The following is a 26,494-nucleotide window of genomic DNA, read 5'->3' on the forward strand; positions in this document are numbered from 1 at the left end:
CGCCACGCCCGAGATACCGTCGGTTCATGAGCATCAGGGCCGTGGTCTGGGACATCGACGACACGATCTTCGACTACACGGCCGCGGACCGGGCCGGGATGCGCGGGCACTTGGCGGCCGAGGGCCTGCTCGACGGGTACGAGTCCGTCGAACAGGCCCTCGCGCTCTGGCGGCGGATCACCGATGTCCAGTGGGCGAGGTTCTCGGCGGGGGAGACGGACTGGCAGGGCCAGCGCCGGCAGCGCGTCAGGGTGTTCCTGGACGAGCCGCTGAACGACGCCGAGGCCGACGCGTGGTTCGACCGGTATGTCGCGCACTACGAAGCCGCCTGGACCCTCTTTCCGGACGTACTGCCCGTCCTGGACGCCCTCGCGGCCAGCCACCGACACGCCGTGCTGTCCAATTCCAGCCTCCTGGTCCAGGACGGCAAGCTCCGCGTCCTCGGCGTACGCGACCGCTTCGAGGCCGTCCTGTGCGCGGCCGAGCTAGGCGTCTCCAAGCCCGCGGCGGAGGCCTTCCACGCCGCCTGCGACGCCCTCGGCCTGCTCCCGCACCAGGTCGCGTACGTCGGCGATCACCCGGAGATCGACGGGCGAGGCGCCGCCGACGCGGGTCTGCTCTCCTTCTGGATCGACCGTGGCGGCGCTCACACCGCAGACGAGCGCGGACCGGCCGGCCCGCGCCGGATCGCGTCGCTGGCCGAACTCCCCGCGATCCTCGGCGCGGATAGTCGTTTTGGAGCGCCGTCCACCTTCGGGTAATGTTCTTCCTGCGCCGCCGGAGAGCGGGCCGAAAGGCCGGGAACCGGAGGCGCAAGCTAAAACAAGATCCCCACGGGGGATTGCGTTTCAGTGGCCTATGGTGTAATTGGCAGCACGACTGATTCTGGTTCAGTTAGTCTAGGTTCGAGTCCTGGTAGGCCAGCTCGCAGAGCTCATCTGCAACCGCGGAGATCAACTCCGCAACGCCCCCGTTGTGTAGCGGCCTAGCACGCTGCCCTCTCAAGGCAGTAGCGCCGGTTCGAATCCGGTCGGGGGTACAGATCCTTCCCAGGGAGACAGTCCGGGTCGCACCCGCTGACTCTCATGCAGGATCGCTAGGGCCCCCGTTGTGTAGCGGCCTAGCACGCCGCCCTCTCAAGGCGGTAGCGCCGGTTCGAATCCGGTCGGGGGTACGCAGTTGGTCTAAACCATATTGGTCTATGGTGTAATTGGCAGCACGACTGATTCTGGTTCAGTTAGTCTAGGTTCGAGTCCTGGTAGACCAGCTCGGGTCTGCGGAAACGCAAGATCCACGCCCCCGTTGTGTAGCGGCCTAGCACGCCGCCCTCTCAAGGCGGTAGCGCCGGTTCGAATCCGGTCGGGGGTACAACAAGAAGGCCCTCCACTTCGGTGGAGGGCCTTCGTCGTGCCCGGCGTCGGCTACTCGAAGCCGTACCGCCGCGTCGACTCCTCCTCCTGGGCCAGCCGGTGCAGCGCCTGCAGCACCGGCTCGTTGAGGATCGCCCCCAGGACAGCGAACTCGATCTGCTCCGCCTCCGACGGATGCGTCTCCATGTTGTCCAGGTCGAGGACCGCCGTCCGGTGCATCAACTCGGCGTACGGCGCCAGCCGTTCGGCCCCCCAGTCGTAGCCGAGCCGGCGGAACGCGGCCACGGCCACCACCAGCGAGCGGTACGCGGGGGAGACGCCCGTGAGCCGTTTGGCGTTCTCCCAGCCGAGCCGGTTCAGGAGCGTGGTGACCTCCTGGTGTGCGGCCTGGACGTATTCGTCGTTCTCGTCCGGCTCCGGTATCTGCGGCAGCGCCCACACCGCCGCGCCCAGGCGGATCGCGCGGCCCGGGGAGTCGTCGTCCACATGCCCGAGCACTTCGCGGACCGCCGCCACCGGCACCCGGCCGACCTGGATCATCGCGCGCACCAGCCGCAGCCGGCGCAGATGCTCCTCGTCGTACTCGGCCGTGGTCGAGTTGACCTGGCGGCCGGGCGTCAACAGCCCTTCGCGCAGGTAGTACTTGATCGTCGCGACGGACACACCGCTGCGCTCGCTCAACTCGGCCAGCCGCATCTCTCGCGCCTCTCTTCGGGGGGCTTGCGCCCCTCCTTGGGAAGTGTCACTATCCAATCATTGCTCAGAAGGATAGTGCTGGTATCCGATCGGAGATCCGGGAGATCGTCATGTTCGCGAAACCGATACCGGGCCACACCACCGCCGCAGTCGAGGGTGACGCGGTCGTGCTGCTGATCGGCATGCGCATCAACCACTTCTGGGCCGTGCACCACTGGCTGCCGGTGCTCCTCGCGATGCCGCGCATGCTGCGCGAACTGGAGAAGGACAAGGCCCGCGGACTGCTCGGCCACGTGCTGCTGACGGCGTCCCCGCGGACGTACTACGTCGTCCAGTACTGGGAGTCCAAGGAGAAGCTCTACGCGTACGCGAGCTCGCCCGACATGCTCCACCACAAGGCGTGGGCGAACATCAACCGCCAGGAGCGGGCCGGAAAGATGCGCGCACACGTCGGGCGGTGGCACGAGAGCTATGTCGTGCCGGAGGGGGCGTACGAGTCGATCTACGCCCACATGCCGGCCTTCGGGCTCGCTGCGGCGCACGGTCAGGTGCCGCTGGAGAAGCGGGGTCGGCGGGCCAAGGACCGGTTCGCATACCGGTCGGCGGAGGGTGCCGAAAAAGCCGGGTGACTGGGGGGGGGATCGGGGGAGCGAAGGGGCCTGCCGCGGCGTTGAGGCAGGCCCCTTCGTCGAAGGGAACAGTCAGCCGGTGCGGCGCAGGGCCTCGGAGAGGCGGGCGGCGGCGTCGATGACCGCCTGGGCGTGCATACGGCCGGGGTGGCGCGTCAGACGCTCGATCGGTCCGGAGACCGAGACGGCGGCCACGACGCGGTTCGAGGGACCGCGGACCGGTGCGGAGACGGACGCGACGCCCGGCTCGCGCTCACCGATGGACTGGGCCCAGCCCCGGCGTCGTACGCCGGAGAGCGCGGTGGCGGTGAAGCGGGCTCCCTGGAGGCCGCGGTGCAGGCGCTCCGGCTCCTCCCAGGCCATCAGGATCTGGGCCGAGGAGCCGGCCTTCATGGTGAGCGTGGAGCCGACCGGGACGGTGTCCCGAAGGCCCGACAGGCGCTCGGCCGCTGCGACGCAGATGCGCATGTCGCCCTGGCGGCGGTAGAGCTGCGCGCTCTCGCCCGTGATGTCACGCAGGTGCGTCAGCACCGGGCCCGCCGTCGCGAGGAGGCGGTCCTCGCCGGCGGCCGCGGCCAGCTCGGCGAGGCGGGGGCCGAGAATGAAACGGCCCTGCATGTCACGCGCCACCATGCGGTGGTGTTCAAGTGCCACGGCGAGGCGATGTGCCGTGGGTCGTGCCAGTCCGGTCGCCGCGACCAGGCCCGCGAGGGTGGCCGGACCGGACTCCAGAGCGCTCAGGACAAGGGCTGCCTTGTCCAGAACGCCGACGCCGCTACTGTTGTCCATGCAACGATACTCGCGTCTCACTCTGTGAAACGCAAGTTCAATTTTCCGTGGAACGCGCCACCCTTGTAGACACAGCGGCCCGCGGACCAACGGGCCCGGCGGACGACGTCCGGTACGAGGGGTACGAACGTTTGCCGCCCCGGAAATCTCTAGTTGGGCCGGCGCCACACAGGCCGGCCGGAGGGAAAGCGATGGGTAGGACACTCGCGGAGAAGGTCTGGGACGACCACGTCGTCCGGCGCGCCGAGGGCGAGCCCGACCTCCTCTTCATCGATCTGCACCTGCTGCACGAGGTGACCAGCCCGCAGGCCTTCGACGGTCTCCGTCAGGCGGGGCGTCCCGTGCGCCGTCTCGACCTCACCATCGCCACCGAGGATCACAACACCCCGACCCTCGACATCGACAAGCCCATCGCGGACCCGGTCTCCCGGGCCCAGCTGGAGACGCTGCGCAAGAACTGCGCCGAGTTCGGTGTACGGCTGCACTCGCTGGGCGACGTCGAGCAGGGCGTCGTCCACGTGGTGGGACCGCAGCTGGGCCTGACCCAGCCGGGCACCACCGTGGTCTGCGGTGACTCCCACACCTCCACGCACGGCGCCTTCGGCGCGCTGGCCTTCGGCATCGGCACCTCGCAGGTCGAGCACGTGCTGGCCACCCAGACGCTGCCGCTGGCCCGCCCCAAGACCATGGCCATCACGGTCGACGGCGAACTGCCCGAGGGCGTCACGGCCAAGGACCTGATCCTGGCGATCATCGCCAAGATCGGCACGGGCGGCGGCCAGGGCTACATCCTGGAGTACCGCGGTTCCGCCATCGAGAAGCTCTCGATGGAGGCCCGGATGACCATCTGCAACATGTCCATCGAGGCCGGCGCCCGAGCGGGCATGATCGCCCCCGACGAGACCACCTTCGCGTACCTCAAGGGCCGTGTGCACGCCCCCGAGGGCGAGGACTGGGACGCCGCCGTCGCGTACTGGAAGACGCTGAAGTCGGACGACGACGCGGAATTCGACGAGGAGGTCGTCATCGACGCCGCCTCCCTGTCGCCGTTCGTCACCTGGGGCACCAACCCGGGCCAGGGCGCGCCGCTTTCGGCGTCCGTCCCCGACCCGGCTTCGTACGAAGACGCTTCGGAGCGCCTGGCCGCCGAAAAGGCCCTGGAATACATGGGGTTGACCGCCGGACAGCCGCTGCGTGACATCAAGGTCGACACCGTCTTCGTAGGTTCGTGCACCAACGGCCGTATCGAGGACCTGCGTGCGGCCGCCGCGCTCGTCGAGGGCCGCAAAGTCGCCGACGGCGTACGGATGCTGGTGGTCCCCGGCTCCGCGCGGGTCGGTCTGCAGGCCGTCTCCGAGGGCCTGGACGTCGTCTTCAAGGAAGCCGGCGCCGAATGGCGGCACGCGGGCTGCTCGATGTGTCTGGGCATGAACCCCGACCAGCTGGCCCCCGGTGAGCGCTCCGCGTCCACCTCCAACCGCAACTTCGAGGGCAGGCAGGGCAAGGGTGGCCGTACGCACCTGGTCTCGCCGCAGGTCGCCGCCGCGACCGCCGTGCTGGGCCATCTGGCCTCGCCCGCCGACCTGTCCGACGCCCCTGTGCCCGCTGGAGTCTGAGAGTCATGGAAGCATTCACCACGCACACCGGCCGGGCTGTCCCGCTGCGCCGCAGCAACGTCGACACCGACCAGATCATCCCCGCCCACTGGCTCAAGAAGGTGACCAGGGACGGTTTCGAGGACGGGCTGTTCGAGGCCTGGCGCAAGGACTCGTCCTTCATCCTCAACCAGCCCGAGCGCAAGGGCGCCACGGTCCTGGTCGCCGGTCCCGACTTCGGTACGGGCTCCTCGCGCGAGCACGCCGTCTGGGCGCTCCAGAACTACGGTTTCAAGGCCGTCATCTCCTCCCGCTTCGCTGACATCTTCCGGGGCAACTCACTCAAGAACGGCCTGCTCACGGTGGTTCTGGAGCAGAAGATCGTGGACGCGCTCTGGGAGCTCACCGAGCAGGACCCCGAGGCCGAGATCACGGTCGACCTGGAGGCCCGTGAGGTGCGCGCCGAGGGCATCACCGCCGCCTTCGAACTCGACGAGAACGCCCGCTGGCGGCTGCTGAACGGCCTGGACGACATCTCCATCACCCTCCAGAACGCGGCCGACATCGCGGCGTACGAGGCCAAGCGGCCGTCGTACAAGCCGAAGACGCTGCACGTCTGAGGCGCGGGCCGGACGCACATCCGGTCGATCGCCTGATACGCGGCTCACACAAGGCTGATTTCGGCCACTGCAACACCCCTCTGTACCCCCAATCGTGGACGGTTGGGGGTACAGCTGTGTCTGCCCTCGGACGGCTCCGGCGCGCCGCCTTTGAGTGCTCCAACTCCCCTAGTTACAAAGGTGGTTGCCTGGGTACGCGCCCCTTGGTCCCGTGACGTGCCGAGGTCCCCGGAACCCCCTCCGGGGACGGCAGTTACCCCCTGCGCAGGCGACAACTCGCCCCAGATGGCACAATCTGTGCATGGAACACGACGGCCAACTCGAGCTCTACGTGGCAGTCGCGGCCCAACTCAAGGAAGCGCACACAAGAGTGCGCGCACTGCAAGTCCCGGAGGGCGTACGGATGGCGCTGACCCGGAAGCTGCTGGTCATTACGGCCGTGGCCAAGCACGATCTCGCCGATGCGACAAGGCGGCTGGAGCGGTTCATCAACGACCTCGACGAGGGTCGATTCCTCGAAGAGGAACGCTGAGGAACTCCGCTACAGCCCGAGTTCGTTGCGGCACAAGGGTGATTAGCCCGTTTCGTGTTTGATTTGCGGTATATATCTGCCTAACGTGCGAAAAAGCTTGAACGCATTCGTTCGGGCAATGTCTCCGAAGGGGAAGACGTGAACAAGGCGCAGCTCGTAGAAGCGATTGCCGACAAGGTCGGCGGGCGTCAGCAGGCCGCCGACGCGGTCGACGCCGTTCTGGACGCCATCGTCCGTGCAGTTGTCGGCGGGGACCGGGTCTCGGTCACCGGCTTCGGTTCCTTCGAGAAGGTCGACCGTCCGGCTCGTTACGCCCGCAACCCGCAGACCGGGGAACGCGTTCGGGTCAAGAAGACCTCCGTGCCGCGCTTCCGCGCGGGTCAGGGCTTCAAGGACCTGGTGAGCGGCTCGAAGAAGCTCCCGCGCGGTGGCGAGGTCGCCGTCAAGAAGGCGCCCAAGGGCAGCCTGACCGGCGGTGCCGCCGCCACGGTCAAGAAGGCCGCGGCGAAGAAGGCCGCGGCGAAGAAGGTCACCGCGAAGAAGGTCACGGCGAAGAAGGTCACCGCCAAGAAGACCACGGCGGCCGCCAAGAAGACCACGGCCAAGAAGACCACCGCCAAGAAGACCACGGCGGCCGCCAAGAAGACCACCGCCAAGAAGACCACCGCCAAGAAGGCGACGGCCAAGAAGGCCCCGGCGAAGAAGGCGACGGCCAAGAAGGCCCCCGCCAAGAAGTCGACCGCTCGCAAGACCACCGCCAAGAAGGCCACCGCCCGCTAGTCGGCAGGGGCGCAGGGGCAACTCACGCGCCGGGCCGGGCTTCCCTCGGGAGCCCGGCCCGCGGCGTGTGCGCGACGCCTAGAGCGTCTGCAGGGTGACCAGGGTGATCCGGAGGGCCTCGCCCTCGCCCTCGGTCTCGATACGTACCCGCTGACCCGGGCGCAGCAGCCGCAGCCCGCCGGCGTCGAACGCCGGGCCGTCGAAGGGCACGGGGGTGCCGTCGTCGAGCAGCACCTGGCCGCTGCGGGTCTCGGGGTCGTACGTGTACGCGGTCGCCTGCATGGGGGCAGCCTACGGGGCCCCCTGGGGGCGCGGGGCTGTGCCCCATACGGCTCCGCCGCGGGGCGACGGGCCTCGGACGGCCCGCGGCGTGCGAACCGCCTACTGCCCGGGAATCAGCAACCGCGCCGCCGCTTCCGCCGTACGCGGCCCCACCCCCAGTGCCAGCGCCGCCCGCAGATCTTCCCCGGTGTCCACGTCCTGCCGTACGGAATCCACGGCGTCCAGCCGGAGTTCCCTGGCACCCGAGGCGCGATGACGGGCCCGGGAATCCGTACCGAAGGCCGGAAGCAATTCCCGCCCCGGCCCGGCGGCCAGCAGAGTTGTACCGATTGCGGCGGCATCCGGCAGAAATGCGCGAGGGAATTCCGCGGCCGCGTCGAGTACTCGCCGCAATTCCGTGGACCGTAGGGCGGGAAGATCGGCATTGAGGGCCGCGACGGCACCGTCGGGCCGCCAGGACCGTACGACCCCCGCTCCGTGCGCCAACGCGGCGTTCAGACCGCCGCCCGGCTCGTCCGGAACGATCCGGGCGCCGAGCGCGGCCAGTTCCCGCCCGGCCAGGGCGTCGTCCGTGACTACCGCCACATCGCGGACCACCGCGCAGGCCAGCGCGGCCGCCACGGTGTCCTGCGCGAAGGCGAGAGCGAGCCCGGGGCGCAGTCCGTCGGCGGCCGTGTCCGCCAGCCTGCTCTTGGCCCGCGCCAGGGGTTTGAGGGGTACGACCACAGTCCACCGCACCAGCGTTCCGCCCTCCCTTGTAGCGCCCCATTGTGACCCGGCGGCCCTGGCGCTCCGGACGCCGGGGCGTACCGTGTTCTCGACAGACAGGCGGCCTGGGGCGACACTTGTGCGGCCCCCCAGGCCCTAGAGGAAGGTGTCCGCGTGCCCCGCCGCAGAATCGGCTTCTGGTACCGCTTCGCAGCGGTCCTCTGCAAACCGCCGCTGGTGGTTCTGATCAAGCGGGACTGGCGAGGAATGGAGAACATTCCGGCCGAGGGCGGATTTATCACCGCGGTGAACCACAATTCGCATGTGGACCCCTTCGCGTATGCCCACTATCAGTACAACACCGGGCGTGTTCCGCGATTCCTGGCGAAGGCAGGCCTTTTCAAGAAGGGATTTGTGGGGGCCGCGATGCGTGGCACCGGACAGATCCCCGTCTACCGCGAGAGCACCGACGCGCTGAGCGCCTTCCGGGCCGCGATCGACGCCGTGGAGCGCGGCGAGTGCGTCGCGTTCTATCCCGAGGGCACGCTCACCCGCGACCCCGACGGCTGGCCGATGACCGGCAAGACGGGTGCCGCGCGCGTCGCGCTGCAGACCAGGTGCCCGGTGATTCCGGTCGCCCAGTGGGGCGCCAACGAACTGCTGCCTCCGTACGCCAAGAAGCCCAACCTCCTTCCGCGCAAGACCCACCACGTGCTCGCAGGGCCGCCGGTGGACCTCTCGCGCTTCTACGACAAGGAGATGAGCCCGGACCTCCTGAAGGAGGCCACCGAGGTCATCATGGCCGCCATCACCGCGCAGCTGGAGCAGATCCGCGGCGAGAAGGCGCCCGCGAAGGCGTACGACCCCCGCGAGGTGCGCATCGCGCAGCGCCGCAGGGCGGCGGCGAAGGAAAGAGCACAGGCACAGCAGGAAGAGGGGCAGGGCGCGTGAGCAAGCCGGTCAAGGCGGCCGTCTTCGGGACCGGATCGTGGGGCACCGCGTTCGGCATGGTGCTCGCCGACGCGGGATGCGACGTCACCCTGTGGGGGCGCCGTGGCGAACTCGCCGCGGCGGTCAACTCCACCCGGACGAACCCCGACTACCTGCCCGGTGTCGAACTCCCCGAGAACCTGCGGGCCACCTCCGATCCCGCCGAGGCCGCCGCGGACGCCGACTTCACGGTCCTCGCGGTGCCGTCGCAGACGCTGCGCGAAAACCTCGCCGAGTGGGTGCCGCTGCTCGCGCCCGAGACCGTGCTCGTCTCCCTCATGAAGGGCGTCGAACTCGGCTCCACCATGCGGATGAGCGAGGTGATCGAGGACGTCGCCAAGGTCGGCGCGGACCGTATCGCCGTGGTCACCGGGCCCAATCTGGCGCGTGAGATCGCCGCACGGATGCCGGCCGCCGCCGTGGTCGCCTGCCGCTCCGAAGCGGTCGCCCAGCGCCTCCAGTCCGCCTGCCACACGCCGTACTTCCGCCCGTACACCGTCACCGACGTGGTGGGCGCCGAACTCGGCGGCGCGGTCAAGAACGTGATCGGTCTCGCCGTCGGCATCGCGGACGGCATGGGTCTCGGAGACAATGCCAAGGGCTCGCTCATCACGCGCGGTCTGGCGGAGACCACCCGGCTCGGACTCGCCATGGGCGCCGACCCGATGACGTTCTCCGGACTCGCGGGCCTCGGCGACCTGGTGGCCACCTGTTCCTCGCCGCTCTCGCGCAACCACACCTTCGGCCTCAACCTCGGCAAGGGCATGACCCTCCAGGAGACCATCGCGGTCACCAAGCAGACCGCCGAGGGCGTCAAGTCCTGTGAGTCCGTGCTGGATCTGGCCCGCAGGCACGGCGTCGACATGCCCATCACGGAGACCGTCGTCGGCATCGTCCACGAGGGCAAGCCGCCGGTGGTCGCTCTCAAGGAACTGATGTCGCGCAGCGCGAAGCCCGAGCGCCGCTGAACCACCGGGTGCGCGACGCCCTGCGACGGCTCTCGTACGACGCAGGGCGTCAACGCCCGCAACGGCTCGTACGACGCCGGGCATCAGTGCTCTGCGAGGGTGCGTACGACGCCGGGCATCAGTGCTCTGCGAGGGTGCGTACGACGCCGGGCATCAGTGCTCTGCGAGGGTGCGTACGACGCCGGGCATCAGTGCTCTGCGAGGGTGCGTACGACGCCGGGCATCAGTGCTCTGCGAGGGTGCGTACGACGCCGGGCATCAGTGCTCCGCGACGGCTCGTACGGCACCGGGAATCAACGCTGTGCGACCAGTCGTACGACGCTGAGCAACGGCCCCGGTGGGGCGCTGACTCACCGCCGTACCAACGGGTACTCTCAACGCGATATGAGCAGCGAGAACCTCCCCCAGAGCCCTGAGCAGCCGCCTCGCAAGCCGCGCGTGGCCGTCGTCTTCGGCGGCCGCAGCTCCGAACACGGGATCTCCGTGGTCACGGCCGGCGCGGTACTGCGCGCCATCGACCGTACGAAGTACGACGTCCTGCCCATCGGCATCACCCGGGACGGCCGTTGGGCACTCACCGCCGACGAGCCGGAACGGATGGCCATCATCGACCGGCAGCAGCCGAACGTCGAGCAGCTCGCCGAGTCGAGCGAGGGCGGCGTGGTGCTCCCCCTCGACCCGGCCGACCGTGAAGTGGTCTACAGCGAGCCCGGATCGGTCCCCAAGGCCCTGGGCGAGGTCGACGTCGTCTTCCCCATGCTGCACGGCCCCTACGGCGAGGACGGAACCCTCCAGGGCCTCCTGGAGCTCTCCGGGGTCCCGTACGTCGGCTCGGGCGTGCTCGCCTCGGCCGTCGGCCAGGACAAGGACTACATGAAGCGGGTGTTCACCTCGTTCGGCCTGAAGGTGGGCCCCTACGTGGTGATCCGGCCGCGCGAGTGGCAGCAGGACGAGTCCGCCGCCCGTAAGAAGATCATCGACTTCGCGGGCGAGCACGGCTGGCCGCTGTTCGTGAAGCCGGCACGCGCGGGGTCCTCGTTCGGCATCACCAAGGTCGACGACCTCTCGGGCCTCGACGAGGCGATCGCGGAGGCACAGCGCCACGACCCGAAGATCATCGTGGAGGCGCTGTTGCGCGGCCGCGAGATCGAGTGCGGGGTGCTGGAGTTCGAGGACGGCCCGCGCGCCTCCGTCCCCGCGGAGATCCCGCCCGTGCAGTCTCACGCCTTCTACGACTTCGAGGCCAAGTACATCGACTCGGCCGACGGGATCGTGCCCGCGCCCCTCACGGCGGAGCAGACGGCCGAGGTGCGGCGACTGGCCGTCGAGGCCTTCGAGGCGGCGTCCTGCGAGGGTCTCGTCCGCGCGGACTTCTTCCTCACCGAGGACGGCGACTTCGTGATCAACGAGATCAACACGATGCCGGGCTTCACGCCGATCTCCATGTACCCGCGGATGTGGCAGGAGACGGGCGTCAGCTACCCGGAGCTGGTGGACCGCCTGGTACAGGCGGCGCTGCGACGGTCGACCGGGCTGCGCTGAGCGCCTTGCACCGCCCTGGTGTCAGTTGGCGATCCCCTTGGGGATCGCCTTCTTGATGGAGGCGGCCATGTCGACGAGCATGCCGGACGCGTCCCGCCCCTTGGGCACGGTCACCTCGACGTACGCGCTGCGGTTCGCTGTGGTGAAGCGGTTCGACCCGTCGTCCCGCTTCTCCATCAGCCAGTCGACGCCGTTCACCGTGCCGCCGACCGCCTTCGGGTCGTCGCCGAGCGCCACCTTCGGATCAATCATCTTCGGAGGCCGCTCGACACCGCAGCGCAGTATGATCGCCGGGCTTCCCCAGCCCGCGGTCAGCGCGGACCGGGGCTCGGGATCTTTGCGGCCGAGGCCGTCCACCTTCCGCGGCAGCACCTTGTCCAGGTTCTGGCACAGCTTGGTGACCTTCGCGTTCGGGCTCGGAACCGAGACCGACGCGTTGTCGTCTGCTGAGGAGCAGCCCGCAATCGTGATCAGCAGCGCGACCGCGGGCAGCCCGAGGAAAGCAGTGTGCCGGTGACGGAAGAAGTTCACCGGCCAAGGGTAGACGGGGGCTACAGGTGCACGACCGGGCAGGTCAGGGTACGGGTGATGCCGTCCACTTGCTGGACCTTCGCGACCACCATGCGGCCGAGTTCATCGACGGTGTCGGCCTGGGCTCGCACGATGACGTCGTACGGTCCTGTCACGTCCTCGGCCTGGATCACCCCCGGGATCTTGCTGATCGTCTCGGCGACGGTCGACGCTTTGCCGACCTCCGTCTGGATCAGGATGTACGCCTGTACCACGGAACCTCCAGGGCGGCCACGAGGATCATGTGGGGAAAAGGAACGCCACGGTATCGCGTTGCCGCTCGCCGCGGGGAGACCCGGGGTGGCTGGGGCTTGCGCGCCGGGGTGCATGGACTGCACAAGTTGACGGTCAACTCGACCGTACCGAGTACGGAGACGGCTCGCGACCGGGCACGGGTAGCGACAGAGGGAGCACTACGATCATGAAGGGCACCGTGGGCGAGTTGGGGGAGTTCGGGCTCATCCGAGAGCTCACCTCGCGTCTCACCACCACCCCGGCGGTCCGGGTCGGCCCCGGCGACGACGCCGCGGTGGTGGCCGCGCCGGACCGCAGGGTCGTGGCGAGCACCGACATCCTCCTGGAGGGACGGCACTTCCGCCGCGACTGGTCCACGGCGTACGACGTGGGGCGCAAGGCGGCCGCGCAGAACCTCGCGGACATCGCCGCGATGGGCGCCGTACCGACCGCGCTGCTGCTCGGCCTGGTCGTCCCGGCCGAACTCCCGGCCACCTGGCCCTCCGAGCTGATGGACGGGCTGCGCGACGAATGCCAGGTCGCGGGCGCGGCCGTGGTCGGCGGCGATGTCGTACGCGGTGACACGATCACCGTCGCGATCACCGCGCTCGGCGATCTGCGCAACCACGAGCCGGTCACCCGGGCCGGGGCCCAGCCCGGTGACGTCGTCGCGGTGACGGGCTGGCTGGGCTGGTCGGCGGCCGGGTACGCGGTGCTCTCGCGGGGTTTCCGCTCGCCGCGCGCCTTCGTCGAGGCCCACCGGCGTCCCGAACCGCCGTATCACGCGGGTCCCGCGGCGGCCGGGCTCGGCGCGACCTCGATGACGGACGTCAGCGACGGGCTGATCGCCGACCTCGGGCACATCGCCGAGGCCAGCAAGGTGCGCATCGACGTCCGCTCCGGCGACATCGACGTCCCCTCCCAGATGAACGACATCGGGCAGGCCGTCGGCGTCGACCCCCTCCAGTGGGTGCTCACCGGCGGCGAGGACCACGCGATCGTCGCGACTTTCCCGCCCGACGTGAAACTGCCCGCCCGCTGGAAGGTGATCGGCGAGGTGCTCAACCCGTCGGCGCTGCCGCAGGTCACGGTGGACGGGGCGCCCTGGACGAGCAAGGGCGGCTGGGATCACTTCGGGGACATCGAGTCGTGAGCGCGCCGCCCAGGGTTCTGACGGTCGCGGGTTCCGACTCCGGTGGCGGGGCCGGGATCCAGGCCGACCTGAAGACGATGCTCGCGCTCGGGGTGCACGGCATGAGCGTGATCACCGCCGTCACCGCGCAGAACTCCCTGGGCGTACAGGGCGCTTGGGAGCTGCCGGTGGACGCTGTGCGCGCCCAGTACCGATGCGTCGTCGACGACATCGGCGTCCAGGCGGTCAAGACCGGCATGCTCGCCTCGGCCGAACTCGTCGAGACCGTCGCCGAGTTGATCGCGACCACGGACGCGCCGGCCGTCGTCGACCCGGTCGGCATCTCCAAGCACGGGGACTCGCTGCTCGCCGAGTCGGCCCTCGACTCCGTCCGCACCAAGCTGCTGCCGGTCGCGACCGTCGCGACGCCGAACCTCGACGAGGTGGCCCAACTCACAGGCGTACGGGTCGAGTCGGAGGCGGACCTCGGGCGAGCCGCGGCGGCCGTGCTGTCGTACGGGCCGAAGTGGGTCCTGATCAAGGGCGGCCATCTGCCCGGCGACGCCGTGGACCTGCTGACCGACGGCTCCGAGGAGCACTGGCTGCGGGCCCCGCGCCACGACAACCGGCACACGCACGGCACGGGCTGCACCCTGGCGTCAGCGATTGCTTCCGGGCTGGCGAAGGGGCAGACCGTGCCGGAGGCGGTGGCTGCGGCCAAGGAGTACGTCACCGGGGCGATCGCGGCCGGGTTCGCGCTGGGTGGCGGGATCGGGCCGGTCGATCATGGGTGGCGGTTCAGGGCCGGCGCGTAGCCGTTTTTGTGCGGGTGCGTATGTGCTTGCGCATCGGGTGCGTCAGAGTGCGCTTTGCGTACGGGGTGAGTCAGGGAGCGCTTTGCGTACAGGTGTGTCACGGAGCGCTTTGTGTGTGGGGGGCGCGTGTAAGCGTGTGCGTAAAGGCTTGCGCGAGCGTTCACGGGCGCGGGTACTCCCGCAGCTTGACATCGGTGGCCGCCTTCTCCGTGAGCTTCTTGAAGAAGCGGGCCAGGGGGCGGGAGCTGAGGATCCGGTACATCCGGTCGCGGCTGCGGATCCGCCGCTCGGTCGGCGGGGCGAAGAACGGGCCCGCGTTGCCGGAGATCTTCTGGCAGCCCTTGGCGAAGTCCCGGATTCGCGTCTCGTACTCGGCGAACGCGGTCCGGTGGTCGCCGCCCGCGAGGGCCGGCTCCCCGGCCAGGACGTACGCCCCGACGATCGCGACACCGGTGCCCATGCCGCCCATGGTGGCGCCGTACCCGGCGTCGCCGAGCAGCGCCACACGGCCCTTGGTGAGCCGGTCGACATGGATCTGGGCGATCGCGTCGAAGTACAGGTCGTCGGCCCGCTCCAGGGCCTTGAGGACCATCGGCGTCTCCCAGCCCATCCCGGCGAACCGCTCGGCCAGGATCCGCTTCTGAGCGGCGACGTCACGCCGGTCGAACTCCAGCTTCTCGGACCGGAAGACGAGCAGTGCGGCCGCCCGGTCCGGGTCGCCGTCGTAGTTGCCGACGGCGATCGCCCGTCCCGGCTCGCTGTAGAGGCGTGCCGTGCGGTCCGGTCCGAGCTCGTCGGGGACGCCGAACCCCGCCACGTAGTGGTCGAGGAAGCGCAGATAACGCGACTCGTCCCCGAAGGCCAGCCGGCGGGTGAGGGAGTGCAGTCCGTCGGCAATGAACGGCAGGCACAGCTGGTGGTGCAGGGAGCCGAGCAGTACGGCCGCGCGGTCCAGGTGTTCCCGGGCGGCGGGGTCGTCGTCATCGGCACCGCCCGAGATCGTGTTGATCAGGCAGAGGACGTACTCCTCCGTGAGGCCCTCCGGGGGAGCGTCGTCCACGGCCGCCGGCAGCTCGCGGGCGAGCGGCACCTGATCGCCGTGCAGGCCGCGCAGCCGCCAGAACCAGGAGAGCGCGGCCATGAGGGGCAGAAGCGAACCCGGGACAGCCGAGAACCTGGGGCAGAAATGAACCGGGCAGAAGTGAACCGGTAAGAATCCGGGCAGCAAAAAACCGGTCCACCGTTAGGTGGACCGGCTCAGTGCAAGCGAACCAGCAGTGGCCGCGCGCTAGCGGTTGTCAGCGCGAGACCTTGCCGGCCTTGATGCACGAGGTGCAAGCGTTCACGCGCTTCGGCGTCCCGCCGACCACGGTACGGACGCGCTGGATGTTGGGGTTCCAGCGACGGGACGTACGGCGGTGCGAGTGCGAGATGTTGTTGCCGAAGCCCGGCCCCTTGCCGCAGACGTCGCAGTTGGCAGCCACGGGTCACTCCAAAGACTTCAGATGCACTTACGGTTGATCCCGGCATGCCGGGATCAAGATCTAGGATCTGAGTGGCGGTGCCAGGAGGAAGGCCCGATCGGATCGGGCAACTGGAGCAGCATACAACGACTGCGTCCGGAGAACGAAACTACCATGGCTGCCCCGGGCTCCGCTCCGGCCCTCCTCCAGGCCGCCTACCGGCAGTAACCCGTCCTGGGTCTACGCTGCGTCCCACGTCCAGCAGCTCAAGGAGGCGCAGGTGCCGCAGGTGCCGCAGACATTGGATGCTCTCGCGGTGCGCACCTGGTGCGGGCTCGCGCTGGAGGCGCTGGGACGGGCGCGCGAGGAGATCGACGCGATCAATGTCTACCCGGTGGCAGACGGGGACACCGGGACGAATCTGTATCTGACAGTGGAGTCGGCTGCCGCGGCGGTCGAGGCGGTCTTCGCGGGCTACGAGGCCGTCGCCGGACCGAGCGAGGCCGTTGCGGGCCATCACGCGGCATCCGCGGGGGCAGGGCTGCCCACCCTCGCCGACGCCGTACGGGCGATGGCGCACGGGGCGCTGCTCGGGGCCCGCGGCAACTCCGGGACCATCCTCGCGCAGCTGCTGCGCGGCATGGCACAGGTGCTCGCCGCCGACAGTGAGGCCGCTCACACCGACGGCCAGGGCCTGCGGCTCGCCCTGCGGCAAGCCGCAGACTCCGCGCGCCAGGCCGTCGCGCACCCCGTCGAGGGAACGGTCCTCACCGTCGCCTCGGCCGCCGCCGACGCGGTCACCGGCGCCGAGGGCGACTGCGGAACGGTCGCGCGCGCGGCGTACGAGGGGGCACGGGCGGCACTCGCGGCGACCCCCGGGCAGCTGGCCGTCCTGGAACGCGCCGGTGTGGTCGACGCGGGCGGCCAGGGGCTGGTGGCCGTGCTGGCGGCGCTGGTGGAGACGTTCACGGGGGACGCGCCGGGGGCGCTCATGGTCCCTGTGGAGGTCCACGTGCGTGTGGTCGAGTCCGTGACCGATGTCGCCGATGCGCATCCCGAGGTGTGTGCGGACGGGCCACCGGAGGAAGAGGGGCCCGCCTTCGAGGTGATCTACCTGCTGGAGGCGGAGGACGCGGCCGTGGCCCGGTTGCGGGACCGGCTCGACGTCCTGGGGGACTCCCTCGTCGTGGTCGGCGGTGACGGGCTGTGGAACGTCCATGTGCACGTGGACGACGCGGGCGCCGCCGTAGAGGCGGGCGTCGAGGCCGGGCGACCGTACCGGATCAGGATCACGCACTTCGGGCTCGGGGACGTCCACACCGCCGGCGCGGCCGGGCGGCCGCCCCGGGAGCGGGCACAACGCGCCGTTGTGGCCGTCGTGCCCGGTGAGGGTCTGGCCGGGCTGTACACGGAGGCCGGGGCCACCACCGTGCTCGCGCGGCCCGGGGAGCCGCCCGCCAGCGGGGAGCTCGTCGAGGCCGTACGGCGGGCCCACGCGCGCGAGGTGGTGCTCCTGCCGAATGACGCGGACCTGCGCCACACGGCTGCCGCGGCTGCCGAACAGGCCCGCGCGGAGGGCGTCAGGGTCGCGCTGATCCCGACCCGGTCCGCCGTGCAGGGCATCGCCGCGCTCGCCGTGCACGAGCCGGAGCGTCGCTTCGACGAGGACGTCGTCGCCATGACCTCGGCGGCCGGGGCCACGCGCTACGCCGAGGTCGCCGTCGCCGAGCGGCAGTCCTGGACCATGGCCGGTATCTGCCAGGCCGGCGACGTCCTCGGCCTCATCGACGGCGATGTCGCCGTGATCGGCTCCGACATCACCGGCACCGCCGAAACCGTCCTCGACCGCATGCTTGCCGCCGGCGGCGAAATGGTCACCCTCGTCCTCGGCGACGAGGCGCCCGACGCCATCGCCGCGCATCTCGAATCCCGCGTGCGGGAGTCGTACTTGGCGGTGGACACGGTGGTGTACCGGGGCGGGCGGCAGGGGGCGTTGTTGTTGATCGGGGTTGAGTAGCGGCCCGGTACCTGGGGGCTCGGCCCCCGGACCCCCGCTCCTCGAACTCCGGACGGGCCGAGGTTTTCCGGCCCCGGTCGGCAGGATCAGCCCGTCCGGCGTGTGAGGACGAGGCCGTCGAGGCCGATCAGAGGCATGGGGGCGGAATCCCCAAGCTGTGGGAAGGGGGAGCGGCGGCAGGGCGAAAACCCGCTAAAACCCGCCACACCGGCCCCAACTCACCACATCCGCCCCAATCCACCACGCCGGACCCGTCACCTCACTGCTCCTCCTGTGCTCCCGCCGGCCCCAGCAAGTTCTCCGCCTCGGCGCGCCGCGCCTCCGCGGTCTCCCCGTCCACTCCCGCGTAAGCGGAAAGCACCGCACGCGCGCGTGCCCCGGCCGCGGTGGGACGCCGAAGGTCGGACTCCAGCCACCCGGCGGCCAGTTCGGCACCGGTCCGGGCATCAAGCGCATCGGCCCCGAGGGAGCCGAACACCGAGATCGCCTGAGTGATGTGGGCCAAGGCCTCCTCGAACGCTTCCTGGCCGACGGCCTCTTCCGCGTCCTCGGGCACGGACCGGGCCACAAGGTCCCCGAACTGGCGGTGGCTGTGGCCGAGTTCGGCGACGAGACGTCGACTCGCATCCTCGTCCTCGTCCTCCGACGAGCGGGGCGTCGAGCCGGACGGCGAACCAGGGGCGACGGACGCCCCCTCGACCGCCGACTCGCACTCCCTCACGGCCAGAGACATCAACTCCCGCGCGCCGTCGAGCCCCGCATCCGTACGAGCCGCGGCCCACGCACGCGCCCGCAGCGACCGGACGAGCCCGTGGACGTTGCCGAGGGCGCGCCAGAGGTCACCCGCTCGGGCGTACGCCTGGTCCGCCTCGGCGGTCAGCCCGGCGTGCCCGAGCGCCTCGGCGGCGAGATGCGCGAGCATCGCGTGGTCGCGCTGTTCGGACCAGTGCCGGGCGATGTCGGCGGCCCGCAGCCAGTGTTCGGCGGCCTCGCGGTGTTCGCCGAGCTCGGTGAGACAGTCGCCGAGCCACCACCGCGTCTGCACGATCGCTCCGTCGCCGTGCATCTCGGCGGTCAGATCGGGCAGCGCCGACTCCAGCACCTCGGCGGCCTCCGCCCAGCGCCCTTGACGGAGCAGGAAACCACCGAGCTGGTGCCGGGCCCAGGCGCCGAGCGTGCCGGCCTCGCCCGCCTCGTCGGCCCAGTGGGCGGACTCCAGGGCGTGCTCCGCGGCGGACCGGACCTGCCCCGTGGTACCGAGGATCTCGGCGAGCTGCAGGTGCAGCTGGGCCTGGCCCATGGGCTCCAGGTACGTCCCTCCGTGGTCCAGCGCCGCGCGTGCCGCCCGCTCCGCGCCCTCCGTGTCGCCGAGGTGCAGGGCGATCCCGGCGAGCCGGGAGTCGTACTCGACGGCGAACCACGGCAGCCCGGCCGCCACGAACGTCCGCACGGCCCGCGAGAGCAGCTCCGTGGCCGCCCCGACGTCCCCGGACCGCGCCGCGAGCTCCCCGAGCATCGCCTGCGCCTCCGCCGCGCGCGAGGCCACCACCACGTCGTCCGCGACATGCGGCTCGGCAAGGGCCAGCAACTCCCGCGCGGCCTCCTCGGCGTCGGTCACCACAACGCCCCTGGCCTCGACTTCATCCCCGGCTTCATCCAGGCGGTGCATCAATGTCCGCGCCCGTCCCACCAGCACGGACGCTGTCTGGGACACCCCCGTCCCGCCCTCCGCGAAGAGGGCGAGCACCTTCTCGTACGGCTCTGAGACGGCCGTCAGCGCCTCTTGGGTGGCGCCGGACAGGGCGTGGACGTACGCGGCGCGGGCGCGGGCGGCGAGCGCCTCGCCGGGGTCGCCCGCCGCGGCGTACAACTCGGCCGCGCGGTGGAAGAGTTCGATGCCCTCGGGACCGCGGCCCATCGCCGCGTGATCGGCCATCTCCGCGCGGTCGCGGACATCCAGCTCGTGACCCTCGGCGGCCCGCGAGACCGTGGCCCACGCCTCGACGGCGTCGGGGCTCCGCAGGGCCGAGAGCCGCCGGGCCTCGGCGAGCAGCGCGGACAGGTCCGGCTCGGCGGCCGGTCGTGTGACGGTGCTCGTGGGCGGCGCCGGTACGGGGATACGCGCGGGGCGTGTGGAGCGCACGCCCAGTGGCAGCCGGTCCACGAGCGGTGGCTGATCCATCCGCGCACGGGCACGCTCACTGACGTACGGGGTGCCGTTGCGCGCGTCGAAGCGCGCCGCCAGCGAAAGTGCCTCCCCGCGCGCGTGGACGGCGAGTTCACCCGCGGTCCACGCCCGTCCGGCAGGTCCGGGCACCGTCTGCTCGCCGAGCCCGAGGGACGTCAGCCGGTCCATCAGGAGGGCCACCACCGCCATGAAGTCCAGCTTGCTGCGCGGGTCCCCGGAGTCCGTGAAATACGCCGGCCGCTCCGCGAGCAGCTCCAGGGCGCGCGCCTCGTTGCCGGACAGCGCGCAGAACTCCACATGGTCCGCGTACGCGCCGCGCATGCTCTCCATGGCGCGCACCAGCCGGAAGCCCCGCAGGTGATGGGCGCGCGCCTCGTCGACGCGTCCCAGCCGTAGCAGGGGGAGCAGGGAGGAGGCGAGGACCGTGTGCGGCTCGTGGGCGCAGGTGTACTCGCCCTCCAGGACCGGGCGCCACAGCTCCAGCGCCTCCGCGTCCGCGTCGCGCTCCGCGCGCCACCAGCCCTGGCTGTGCAGCTCGCACGCGTGGCAGTCGGCCATGTTGTCCCGGTCGGCGGCCAGCCAGGCGGCGTAGGCCCGCTCGGCGCGCTCCAGGTCGCCCAGGTGCGCCGCGACGCTGAACTCGGCGCCGCGTACGGCCCGTTCGGAGTGGCCGGCCAGCCGGTAGCGGTGCTCCATCTCGCCGAGCCACTTCTCTATGGAGGCGAGCGGAACGTGCGGCTGGTCGAGCATTCCGGCGGACATCCACTTGAAGACCCAGTGCAGGGAGTGGATCTCGTACTCGTCGAAGTCCTCGGGGCGCTCGTCCCACATGCGCAGCAGGCGCGCGAAGGGGACGAACATCTTGTCCTTCTCGGAGCTGTAGTTGTAGACCTTCAGCTGGTGTCCGAGCGCTTCGATCACGGCGAGCGGGATGTTCAGTTTCTCGGCCTCGACGAGCAGCTGCTCCGCGCGCGCGTTGCGGGCGGGGCCCTCCGGCTGCTCGTAGTTGTCCGCCATCGCCTGGCGCAGGGTGTCGAAGTCCATGGCCTGGCTGCTCATCGGCGGTCGTCCTTCCCGGGGTCGGTGTGCGTGGCCCACTCCAGGAGGCCGATGAACGCGCGGTTGAGGAGCGCGGAGTCCGCGGGCCGCAGCGGGCGCTGGGCCATCAGCAGGGCCTGCCCGTAGAGGGACTCCGTGGCGGTGCCTATCAGCTCCGGGTCGCCGAGTGAACTGATCCTCCGGATCAGTGGGTTGAGGTGGTTGAGCACCAGGCGCGCGCGTGGGGCGCTGCCGCGCAGCGAGCCGAGGATGCCTGCCCAGAGGTCGTCGGCCTGCTCCTCGGCCTCCGCGCGGGCCTGCTCGTGGCGGGCCGCCCGGTCGTCCAGGTGCAGCGCCGGGACCGACAGCGGGTGGAAGGCGCGCAGGGCCACATCGCAGCCCAGGGGGTCGAGTCTGGCCCGCGCGGCCGCCAGGAAGGCCGACAGGGCCAGCTCCTCGGCCGGGTCGACCGCGTCCAGGTGGGCCGTCACGGTGTCGGCGTCGAGCTCCGACACTGCCGTCCCGGGGCGCACGGACGGCAGTGCCTCGATCAGCTCGCTGTCGTACGTGTAGCCGCCGTTGATCACCCCGATGCCCTGTGCGGAGGCGATCGGCGCGACCTGCCGGTACTCCTCCACGGTCCGCGTGAAGTGCACTACGGGGTGCCGCTGCGCGAACTCCTCCAGGGACAGCCGCCCGTCGGTCGTCTCGAAGGGCAGCCACGGCAGCATCGTGCGCAGCATTTCCTTGTCGTGCCGCGCAAGGGACTTCACGCCCAGGTAGTGGACCGACAGGAAGGCGGCCAGTCGCTCCGGATCGCCCGCCGCGAGCCCGGTCAGCCAGGTGCGGATCCGTTCGCCCAGTGCCTCCCGTACGGCCGCGAGCGTCTCGTCCTCGTACAGCGACTCCCGTGACGCGGTGGGCCGCAGGCTGTCCGTGTCCAGGACGCAGCGCACGAAGAACGCCCAGTCGGGCAGCAGCTGTTCGGCCCGCTCGGTGAGCAGCATGCCCTTCAGGTGCACGCGGTGGCCGGCACGCTGGGCCGGGCTGACCGCGGACGGCAGGACGTACGCCACGCCCCGGATCCCGGCGAGCGGCACGTCCAGGTCGATCGAGTCCAGCGGCGTGAAACCGAACAGGTCGTGGCAGTGCCGGGCCAGGGCCACCCTGCGGGTGGCGGGGCTCGGCCAGGGACGGTCCCAGGGCGCCGGAAGGTCCGCGATCACCTCGTCGCCGACCCGCACGTCGTACGGCAGCAGCGAGCCGAAGTCCCGCGCCAGCGACAGCACCCGCTCCTCACTCAGCCACTCGCCGGCCCCGGCGCGCGCCACCAGGTGCACGGTGGTGCCCGGTTCGGTGCGCGCCTCGTGCGGCAGGGTGCGCACGGTGTACGAGCCGTCGTCGGCCGCCGTCCACTGCACGGGCGCCGCATCGGGCGTCCGCGCGCTGCGGCTGACGACCCGGATGCGCTCGGCGACGACGAAACACGCCAGCAGGCCGATGCCGAACTGCCCGAGGAAGTCGGAACGGGCCGACTCCAGACCGTCGCTCCGCTTGGAGCTGCGGCCGATGGTCGCGAGGAGGTTGTGCACGTCGGACTCGGTGAGACCGACACCGGAGTCCTCCACTCGCAGGGCTCCGTTCTCGGCGTACAGGCGCACAGTGGCCGGCGCGTCAGGCTGTTCGGCGCGCCGCGCGGTGATCGCGTCCACCGCGTTCTGCAGCAGCTCGCGCAGATAGACCTTGGGACTGGAGTAGAGGTGATGGGAGAGCAGGTCCACCAAACCGCGCAGGTCGACCTGGAACGTATGAGGTGACTGGGGTGCCTGTGATGGCTGTGAAGTCTGGGAGTCCATCGTCGCTGCGCCGGTGGCTGGAGGGACGGGCGACGGCGCGGGGTCGGGCGGTCCCGGCGGACGGTGACCGCGAAGAGGGCCGGAGCGCGCCATCCTAGGCCCGGAACGACCCGCCTGACCAGCGGATTTCCGGGACGTATACGGCATTGTCAGTGCAGTGGTGTGCAATGGATCTCGTGCCCGTGCTCGAAGAACCACTGAAGAAGGTGCTCGGTTCCGCCACCGCGAAGGTGATGGCCGAGCACCTCGGCCTGCACACCGTCGGCGATCTGCTGCACCACTATCCGCGCAGATACGAGGAGCGCGGGCAGCTCACCCACCTCGCCGACCTGCCCATGGACGAGCATGTGACGGTGGTCGCCCAGGTCGCCGACGCGCGCCTGCACACCTTCGCCTCGTCCAGGGCTCCCCGCGGCAAGGGCCAGCGCCTCGAAGTGACCATCACGGACGGCAGCGGCCGCCTCCAACTGGTCTTCTTCGGCAACGGCGTGCACAAGCCCCACAAGGACCTCCTGCCCGGCACGCGCGCGATGTTCTCCGGCAAGGTCTCCGTCTTCAACCACCGCCTCCAGCTGGCTCATCCGGCGTACGAGCTGCTGCGCGGCGGCGACGACGCGGCCGAGACCGTCGACTCCTGGGCGGGCGCGCTCATCCCGATCTACCCGGCCACCGCCAAGCTGGAGTCCTGGAAGATCGCCAAGTCGGTGCAGACGGTGCTGCCGAGCGCCCAGGAGGCGGTCGACCCCCTCCCGGACTCCCTCCGGGACGGCCGCGGCCTGGTCGCCCTCCCCGAGGCCCTCCTGAAGATCCACCGCCCGCACACCAAGGCGGACGTGCACGACGCCCGTGCCCGCCTGAAGTGGGACGAGGCCTTCGTCCTTCAGGTGGCCCTGGCCCGCCGCCGCCATGCCGACGCGCAGCTCCCGGCCGTGGCCCGCACCCCCAAGCCGGACGGCCTGCTCAGCGCCTTCGACGCCAAACTGCCCTTCACCCTCACCGAGGGCCAGCAGAAGGTCTCCATGGAGATCTTCGACGACCTCGCCACCGAGCATCCGATGCACCGGCTGCTTCAGGGAGAGGTCGGTAGCGGCAAGACGATGGTGGCCCTGCGCGCCATGCTCGCCGTCGTCGACGCCGGCGGCCAGGCCGCCATGCTCGCCCCCACCGAGGTGCTCGCCCAGCAGCACCACCGGTCGATCACGGAAATGATGGGGGAGTTGGCCGAGGGCGGCATGCTCGGAGGGGCCGAGCACTCCACCAAGGTCGTGCTGCTCACCGGCTCCATGGGCGCGGCCGGCCGAAGGCAGGCGCTGCTCGATCTGGTCACCGGCGAGGCCGGGATCGTCATCGGCACGCATGCACTGATCGAGGACAAGGTGCAGTTCCACGACCTGGGCCTGGTCGTGGTCGACGAGCAGCACCGCTTCGGTGTCGAGCAGCGCGACGCCCTGCGCGGCAAGGGCAAGCAGCCCCCGCACCTGCTGGTCATGACCGCTACGCCCATCCCGCGCACCGTGGCGATGACCGTCTTCGGCGACCTGGAGACCTCTGTCCTCGACCAGCTCCCCGCGGGCCGCTCGCCGATCGCCAGCCATGTCGTCCCGGCCGCGGACAAGCCCCACTTCCTCACGCGCGCGTGGGAGCGCGTGCGTGAGGAAGTGGACAACGGCCATCAGGCGTACGTGGTCTGCCCCCGTATCGGAGACGAGGAGGACGACCCCAAGAAGACCAAGAAGAAGTCCCCCGAGGACGAGGCGGAGAAGCGCCCGCCGCTCGCCGTCCTCGATGTCGCCGACCAGCTCACCAAGGGCCCCCTCCAGGGCCTCAAGGTCGAGGTCCTGCACGGCCGCATGCAGCCCGACGACAAGGACGCCGTCATGCGCCGCTTCGCCGCGGGCGAGACCGACGTCCTGGTGGCGACCACCGTCATCGAGGTCGGGGTGAATGTGCCGAATGCCACAGCAATGGTGATCATGGACGCCGACCGGTTCGGCGTCTCCCAGCTCCACCAGCTGCGCGGCCGGGTCGGCCGGGGCTCGGCCGCGGGACTCTGCCTCCTGGTCAGCGAGATGCCCGAGGCCAGCACGGCCCGCCAGCGGCTGAACGCGGTGGCGTCCACGCTCGACGGCTTCGAGCTCTCCCGCATCGACCTGGAACAGCGTCGCGAGGGCGACGTCCTCGGCCAGGCCCAGTCCGGCGTCCGCTCCTCGCTGCGCATGCTCGCCGTCATCGACGACGAGGAGATCATCGCCGAGGCCCGCGAGGAGGCCGCGACGGTGGTGGCCGCCGACCCGGAGCTCGAGCGGCTCCCAGGACTGCGCACGGCTCTCCAGGCCCTGCTTGACGAGGAGCGGGAGCAGTACCTGGACAAGGGGTGATCACAGCGCCCCGGATGGCGCGCGGGGAACTGCGCGAGCCACCGGAACGAACCCGCGACCGCCCCCGGCGCGAAGCACCTCCCACCCCCGCCTGCCAGACTGGATCCGTAAGCATCCGCTCGAACAAGGACCCGAGATGACCCGCGTGATCGCCGGCGCAGCCGGCGGACGCCGCCTAGCCGTCCCGCCGGGCACCGGCACCCGGCCCACCTCCGACCGGGCGCGCGAGGGCCTCTTCTCCACCTGGCAGTCCCTGCTCGGCGGCCCACTGGAAGAGGAGCGCGTGCTCGACCTGTACGCCGGTTCGGGCGCCGTCGGTCTGGAGGCGCTCAGCCGCGGCGCCGGACACGCCCTGCTCGTCGAGGCGGACGCCCGCGCAGCCAAGGTCATCCGCGAGAACGTGAAATCACTGGGCCTTCCGGGCGCCGAGGTCAGGTCGGGCAAAGCGGAGCAGATCATCCAGGGACCGGCGCCGGCGGACCCGTACGACCTGGTCTTCCTGGACCCGCCCTACGTCGTCTCGGACGACGATCTTCGCGAGATTCTGCTCACACTCCGGGCGAAGGGCTGGCTAGCGGCCGAAGCCCTCGTCACCGTGGAGCGCAGCACCAGAGGCGGCGAATTCAGGTGGCCGGACGGCTTTGCAGCGCTCCGGGCCCGTCGTTACGGCGAGGGGACGTTTTGGTACGGTCGCGCCGCCTCTACGTGCGAAGACGCACGATGACCGGACCGGAGAGCGAGGGACCACAGTTGCGCCGCGCCGTCTGTCCGGGGTCATTCGACCCCATCACCAATGGACACCTCGACATCATCGCCCGCGCCTCCAGGCTCTACGACGTCGTGCACGTCGTGGTGATGATCAATCAGTCGAAGAAGGGCCTGTTCACCGTCGACGAGCGGATCGAGCTGATCCGTGAGGTCACCGCCGAGTACGGCAACGTCGAGGTCGAGGCCTACCACGGCCTGCTCGTCGACTACTGCAAGCAGCGCGACATCCCCGCGATCGTCAAGGGCCTGCGCGCGGTCAGCGACTTCGACTACGAGCTCCAGATGGCCCAGATGAACAACGGCCTGTCGGGCGTCGAAACGCTGTTCATCCCGACCAGCCCCACCTACAGCTTCCTCTCGTCCTCGCTGGTCAAGGAGGTCGCGACCTGGGGCGGCGACATCTCCCACCTGGTGCCGCCGGTGGTCCTCGAGGCACTCAAGGAGCGACTCGGCGACGGCTGAGCCCCTGACAGTCCGTCACCCGGTGTCGGGCGGGGCAGAAGTGGTCGTACAGTCGACCCGTCCGTCTCCATC

Annotated in this window: 25 protein-coding genes and 5 tRNA genes; 20 read left to right on the forward strand and 10 right to left on the reverse strand. The window is 70.5% G+C overall.

Translation table 11 applies throughout. From position 1 onward, the window contains the following. Positions 1-26 precede the first annotated feature (26 nt). From OG390_RS36275 to OG390_RS36300, 6 genes are all read left to right on the forward strand, one after another. Positions 27-761 carry an HAD family hydrolase gene (locus tag OG390_RS36275; RefSeq protein ID WP_406173789.1) on the forward strand — a complete coding sequence of 245 codons (735 nt, stop codon included), beginning with the start codon at positions 27-29 and terminating at the stop codon, positions 759-761. A 91-nt stretch (positions 762-852) separates the two neighbouring features. After that, positions 853-924 (forward strand) — tRNA-Gln (locus OG390_RS36280). Positions 925-966: 42 nt separating this feature from the next. Then, positions 967-1,039, forward strand: a tRNA-Glu gene (locus OG390_RS36285). A 62-nt stretch (positions 1,040-1,101) separates the two neighbouring features. Then, positions 1,102-1,174, forward strand: a tRNA-Glu gene (locus tag OG390_RS36290). A 21-nt stretch (positions 1,175-1,195) separates the two neighbouring features. After that, positions 1,196-1,267, forward strand: a tRNA-Gln gene (locus OG390_RS36295). A gap of 28 nt (positions 1,268-1,295) precedes the next feature. Next, positions 1,296-1,368 (forward strand) — tRNA-Glu (locus tag OG390_RS36300). Between the two features lie 53 nt (positions 1,369-1,421). On the opposite strand, the gene OG390_RS36305 is transcribed toward OG390_RS36300, so the two are convergent. Then, positions 1,422-2,066 (reverse strand): MerR family transcriptional regulator, encoded by a 645-nt coding sequence (locus OG390_RS36305; protein ID WP_406173791.1) that lies wholly within the window; start codon positions 2,064-2,066, stop codon positions 1,422-1,424. 110 nt (positions 2,067-2,176) lie between these two features. Between OG390_RS36305 and OG390_RS36310 the strand changes: the two genes are divergently transcribed. Next, on the forward strand, positions 2,177-2,695 hold the full coding sequence (locus tag OG390_RS36310; RefSeq protein ID WP_406173793.1) for a DUF4188 domain-containing protein: 519 nt from the start codon (positions 2,177-2,179) through the stop codon (positions 2,693-2,695). 72 nt (positions 2,696-2,767) lie between these two features. Here OG390_RS36310 and ndgR read toward each other — a convergent pair whose 3' ends face one another. Next, positions 2,768-3,484 carry an IclR family transcriptional regulator NdgR gene (gene ndgR, locus OG390_RS36315; protein ID WP_007384919.1) on the reverse strand — a complete coding sequence of 239 codons (717 nt, stop codon included), beginning with the start codon at positions 3,482-3,484 and terminating at the stop codon, positions 2,768-2,770. 191 nt (positions 3,485-3,675) lie between these two features. On the opposite strand from ndgR, the gene leuC reads away from it, so the two are divergent. The 4 genes from leuC (at position 3,676) to OG390_RS36335 (ending at position 7,011) form a co-directional block, all read left to right on the forward strand. Further along, positions 3,676-5,100: a 3-isopropylmalate dehydratase large subunit gene (leuC, locus tag OG390_RS36320; protein WP_406173795.1), complete on the forward strand. Its 1,425-nt coding sequence runs from the start codon at positions 3,676-3,678 to the stop codon at positions 5,098-5,100. Positions 5,101-5,105: 5 nt separating this feature from the next. After that, a complete protein-coding gene (gene leuD / locus OG390_RS36325) occupies positions 5,106-5,699 on the forward strand; it encodes a 3-isopropylmalate dehydratase small subunit (protein WP_399081142.1) in 594 nt (197 codons plus the stop codon). 301 nt (positions 5,700-6,000) lie between these two features. Beyond that, positions 6,001-6,231, forward strand: coding sequence for a hypothetical protein (locus OG390_RS36330; protein WP_189188943.1), 231 nt, complete (start codon positions 6,001-6,003; stop codon positions 6,229-6,231). Positions 6,232-6,369: 138 nt separating this feature from the next. After that, positions 6,370-7,011, forward strand: coding sequence for an HU family DNA-binding protein (locus OG390_RS36335; protein WP_406173798.1), 642 nt, complete (start codon positions 6,370-6,372; stop codon positions 7,009-7,011). Between the two features lie 78 nt (positions 7,012-7,089). On the opposite strand, the gene OG390_RS36340 is transcribed toward OG390_RS36335, so the two are convergent. Together OG390_RS36340 and cofC are read right to left on the reverse strand one after the other, a co-directional pair. Next, positions 7,090-7,293, reverse strand: coding sequence for a hypothetical protein (locus OG390_RS36340; RefSeq protein ID WP_189188945.1), 204 nt, complete (start codon positions 7,291-7,293; stop codon positions 7,090-7,092). 99 nt (positions 7,294-7,392) lie between these two features. Then, positions 7,393-8,031 carry a 2-phospho-L-lactate guanylyltransferase gene (gene cofC, locus OG390_RS36345; protein WP_406173800.1) on the reverse strand — a complete coding sequence of 213 codons (639 nt, stop codon included), beginning with the start codon at positions 8,029-8,031 and terminating at the stop codon, positions 7,393-7,395. A gap of 144 nt (positions 8,032-8,175) precedes the next feature. Here cofC and OG390_RS36350 point away from each other — a divergent pair, with 144 nt between their 5' ends. From OG390_RS36350 to OG390_RS36360, 3 genes are all read left to right on the forward strand, one after another. Then, the gene (locus OG390_RS36350) at positions 8,176-8,952 is read left to right on the forward strand and encodes a lysophospholipid acyltransferase family protein (protein WP_406173802.1); all 777 of its coding nucleotides are present in this window, start codon (positions 8,176-8,178) and stop codon (positions 8,950-8,952) included. Continuing rightward, on the forward strand, positions 8,949-9,959 hold the full coding sequence (locus OG390_RS36355) for an NAD(P)H-dependent glycerol-3-phosphate dehydrogenase (protein WP_406173803.1): 1,011 nt from the start codon (positions 8,949-8,951) through the stop codon (positions 9,957-9,959). Before OG390_RS36350 ends, OG390_RS36355 begins: the two co-directional genes overlap by 4 nt. A gap of 384 nt (positions 9,960-10,343) precedes the next feature. Further along, on the forward strand, positions 10,344-11,501 hold the full coding sequence (locus OG390_RS36360) for a D-alanine--D-alanine ligase family protein (protein ID WP_406173805.1): 1,158 nt from the start codon (positions 10,344-10,346) through the stop codon (positions 11,499-11,501). A gap of 21 nt (positions 11,502-11,522) precedes the next feature. On the opposite strand, the gene OG390_RS36365 is transcribed toward OG390_RS36360, so the two are convergent. Continuing rightward, complete coding sequence (locus OG390_RS36365; RefSeq protein WP_406173806.1) at positions 11,523-12,032, reverse strand: DUF3515 domain-containing protein; 510 nt, start codon at positions 12,030-12,032, stop codon at positions 11,523-11,525. Between the two features lie 20 nt (positions 12,033-12,052). After that, the gene (locus tag OG390_RS36370; RefSeq protein ID WP_028802415.1) at positions 12,053-12,286 is read right to left on the reverse strand and encodes an Lrp/AsnC family transcriptional regulator; all 234 of its coding nucleotides are present in this window, start codon (positions 12,284-12,286) and stop codon (positions 12,053-12,055) included. A gap of 206 nt (positions 12,287-12,492) precedes the next feature. Between OG390_RS36370 and OG390_RS36375 the strand changes: the two genes are divergently transcribed. Further along, positions 12,493-13,458 (forward strand): thiamine-phosphate kinase, encoded by a 966-nt coding sequence (locus OG390_RS36375; RefSeq protein WP_406173809.1) that lies wholly within the window; start codon positions 12,493-12,495, stop codon positions 13,456-13,458. Further along, complete coding sequence (gene thiD, locus OG390_RS36380; protein WP_406173810.1) at positions 13,455-14,252, forward strand: bifunctional hydroxymethylpyrimidine kinase/phosphomethylpyrimidine kinase; 798 nt, start codon at positions 13,455-13,457, stop codon at positions 14,250-14,252. Before OG390_RS36375 ends, thiD begins: the two co-directional genes overlap by 4 nt. Before the next feature lie 160 nt (positions 14,253-14,412). Here the strand turns inward: thiD and OG390_RS36385 are convergent, their stop codons facing one another. Both OG390_RS36385 and rpmB read right to left on the reverse strand, forming a co-directional pair. Continuing rightward, a complete protein-coding gene (locus tag OG390_RS36385) occupies positions 14,413-15,393 on the reverse strand; it encodes a hypothetical protein (protein ID WP_406173812.1) in 981 nt (326 codons plus the stop codon). A 157-nt stretch (positions 15,394-15,550) separates the two neighbouring features. Continuing rightward, positions 15,551-15,736 carry a 50S ribosomal protein L28 gene (rpmB, locus tag OG390_RS36390; protein WP_003993230.1) on the reverse strand — a complete coding sequence of 62 codons (186 nt, stop codon included), beginning with the start codon at positions 15,734-15,736 and terminating at the stop codon, positions 15,551-15,553. Between the two features lie 259 nt (positions 15,737-15,995). On the opposite strand from rpmB, the gene OG390_RS36395 reads away from it, so the two are divergent. Next, entirely contained in the window at positions 15,996-17,732 is a 1,737-nt protein-coding gene (locus OG390_RS36395) for a DAK2 domain-containing protein (RefSeq protein WP_406173814.1), read from the forward strand. Positions 17,733-17,991: 259 nt separating this feature from the next. On the opposite strand, the gene OG390_RS36400 is transcribed toward OG390_RS36395, so the two are convergent. Together OG390_RS36400 and OG390_RS36405 are read right to left on the reverse strand one after the other, a co-directional pair. Beyond that, on the reverse strand, positions 17,992-20,979 hold the full coding sequence (locus OG390_RS36400) for a tetratricopeptide repeat protein (RefSeq protein WP_406173816.1): 2,988 nt from the start codon (positions 20,977-20,979) through the stop codon (positions 17,992-17,994). Next, the gene (locus OG390_RS36405; RefSeq protein ID WP_406173818.1) at positions 20,976-22,814 is read right to left on the reverse strand and encodes an HSP90 family protein; all 1,839 of its coding nucleotides are present in this window, start codon (positions 22,812-22,814) and stop codon (positions 20,976-20,978) included. The genes OG390_RS36400 and OG390_RS36405 overlap by 4 nt, the downstream gene beginning before the upstream one ends. A 167-nt stretch (positions 22,815-22,981) precedes the next feature. On the opposite strand from OG390_RS36405, the gene recG reads away from it, so the two are divergent. The 3 genes from recG (at position 22,982) to coaD (ending at position 26,422) form a co-directional block, all read left to right on the forward strand. Continuing rightward, positions 22,982-25,192: an ATP-dependent DNA helicase RecG gene (gene recG, locus OG390_RS36410; protein ID WP_406173819.1), complete on the forward strand. Its 2,211-nt coding sequence runs from the start codon at positions 22,982-22,984 to the stop codon at positions 25,190-25,192. Positions 25,193-25,295: 103 nt separating this feature from the next. After that, positions 25,296-25,916, forward strand: a complete 621-nt coding sequence (rsmD, locus tag OG390_RS36415) for a 16S rRNA (guanine(966)-N(2))-methyltransferase RsmD (RefSeq protein ID WP_406178055.1) — start codon at positions 25,296-25,298, stop codon at positions 25,914-25,916. A 26-nt stretch (positions 25,917-25,942) separates the two neighbouring features. Continuing rightward, the gene (coaD, locus tag OG390_RS36420) at positions 25,943-26,422 is read left to right on the forward strand and encodes a pantetheine-phosphate adenylyltransferase (RefSeq protein ID WP_406178057.1); all 480 of its coding nucleotides are present in this window, start codon (positions 25,943-25,945) and stop codon (positions 26,420-26,422) included. The last annotated feature ends 72 nt before the right edge of the window (positions 26,423-26,494 follow it).

Origin of the sequence: Streptomyces sp. NBC_00996, from assembly GCF_045162675.1 — a bacterium.
Taxonomy (GTDB): Bacteria; Actinomycetota; Actinomycetes; order Streptomycetales; family Streptomycetaceae; genus Streptomyces.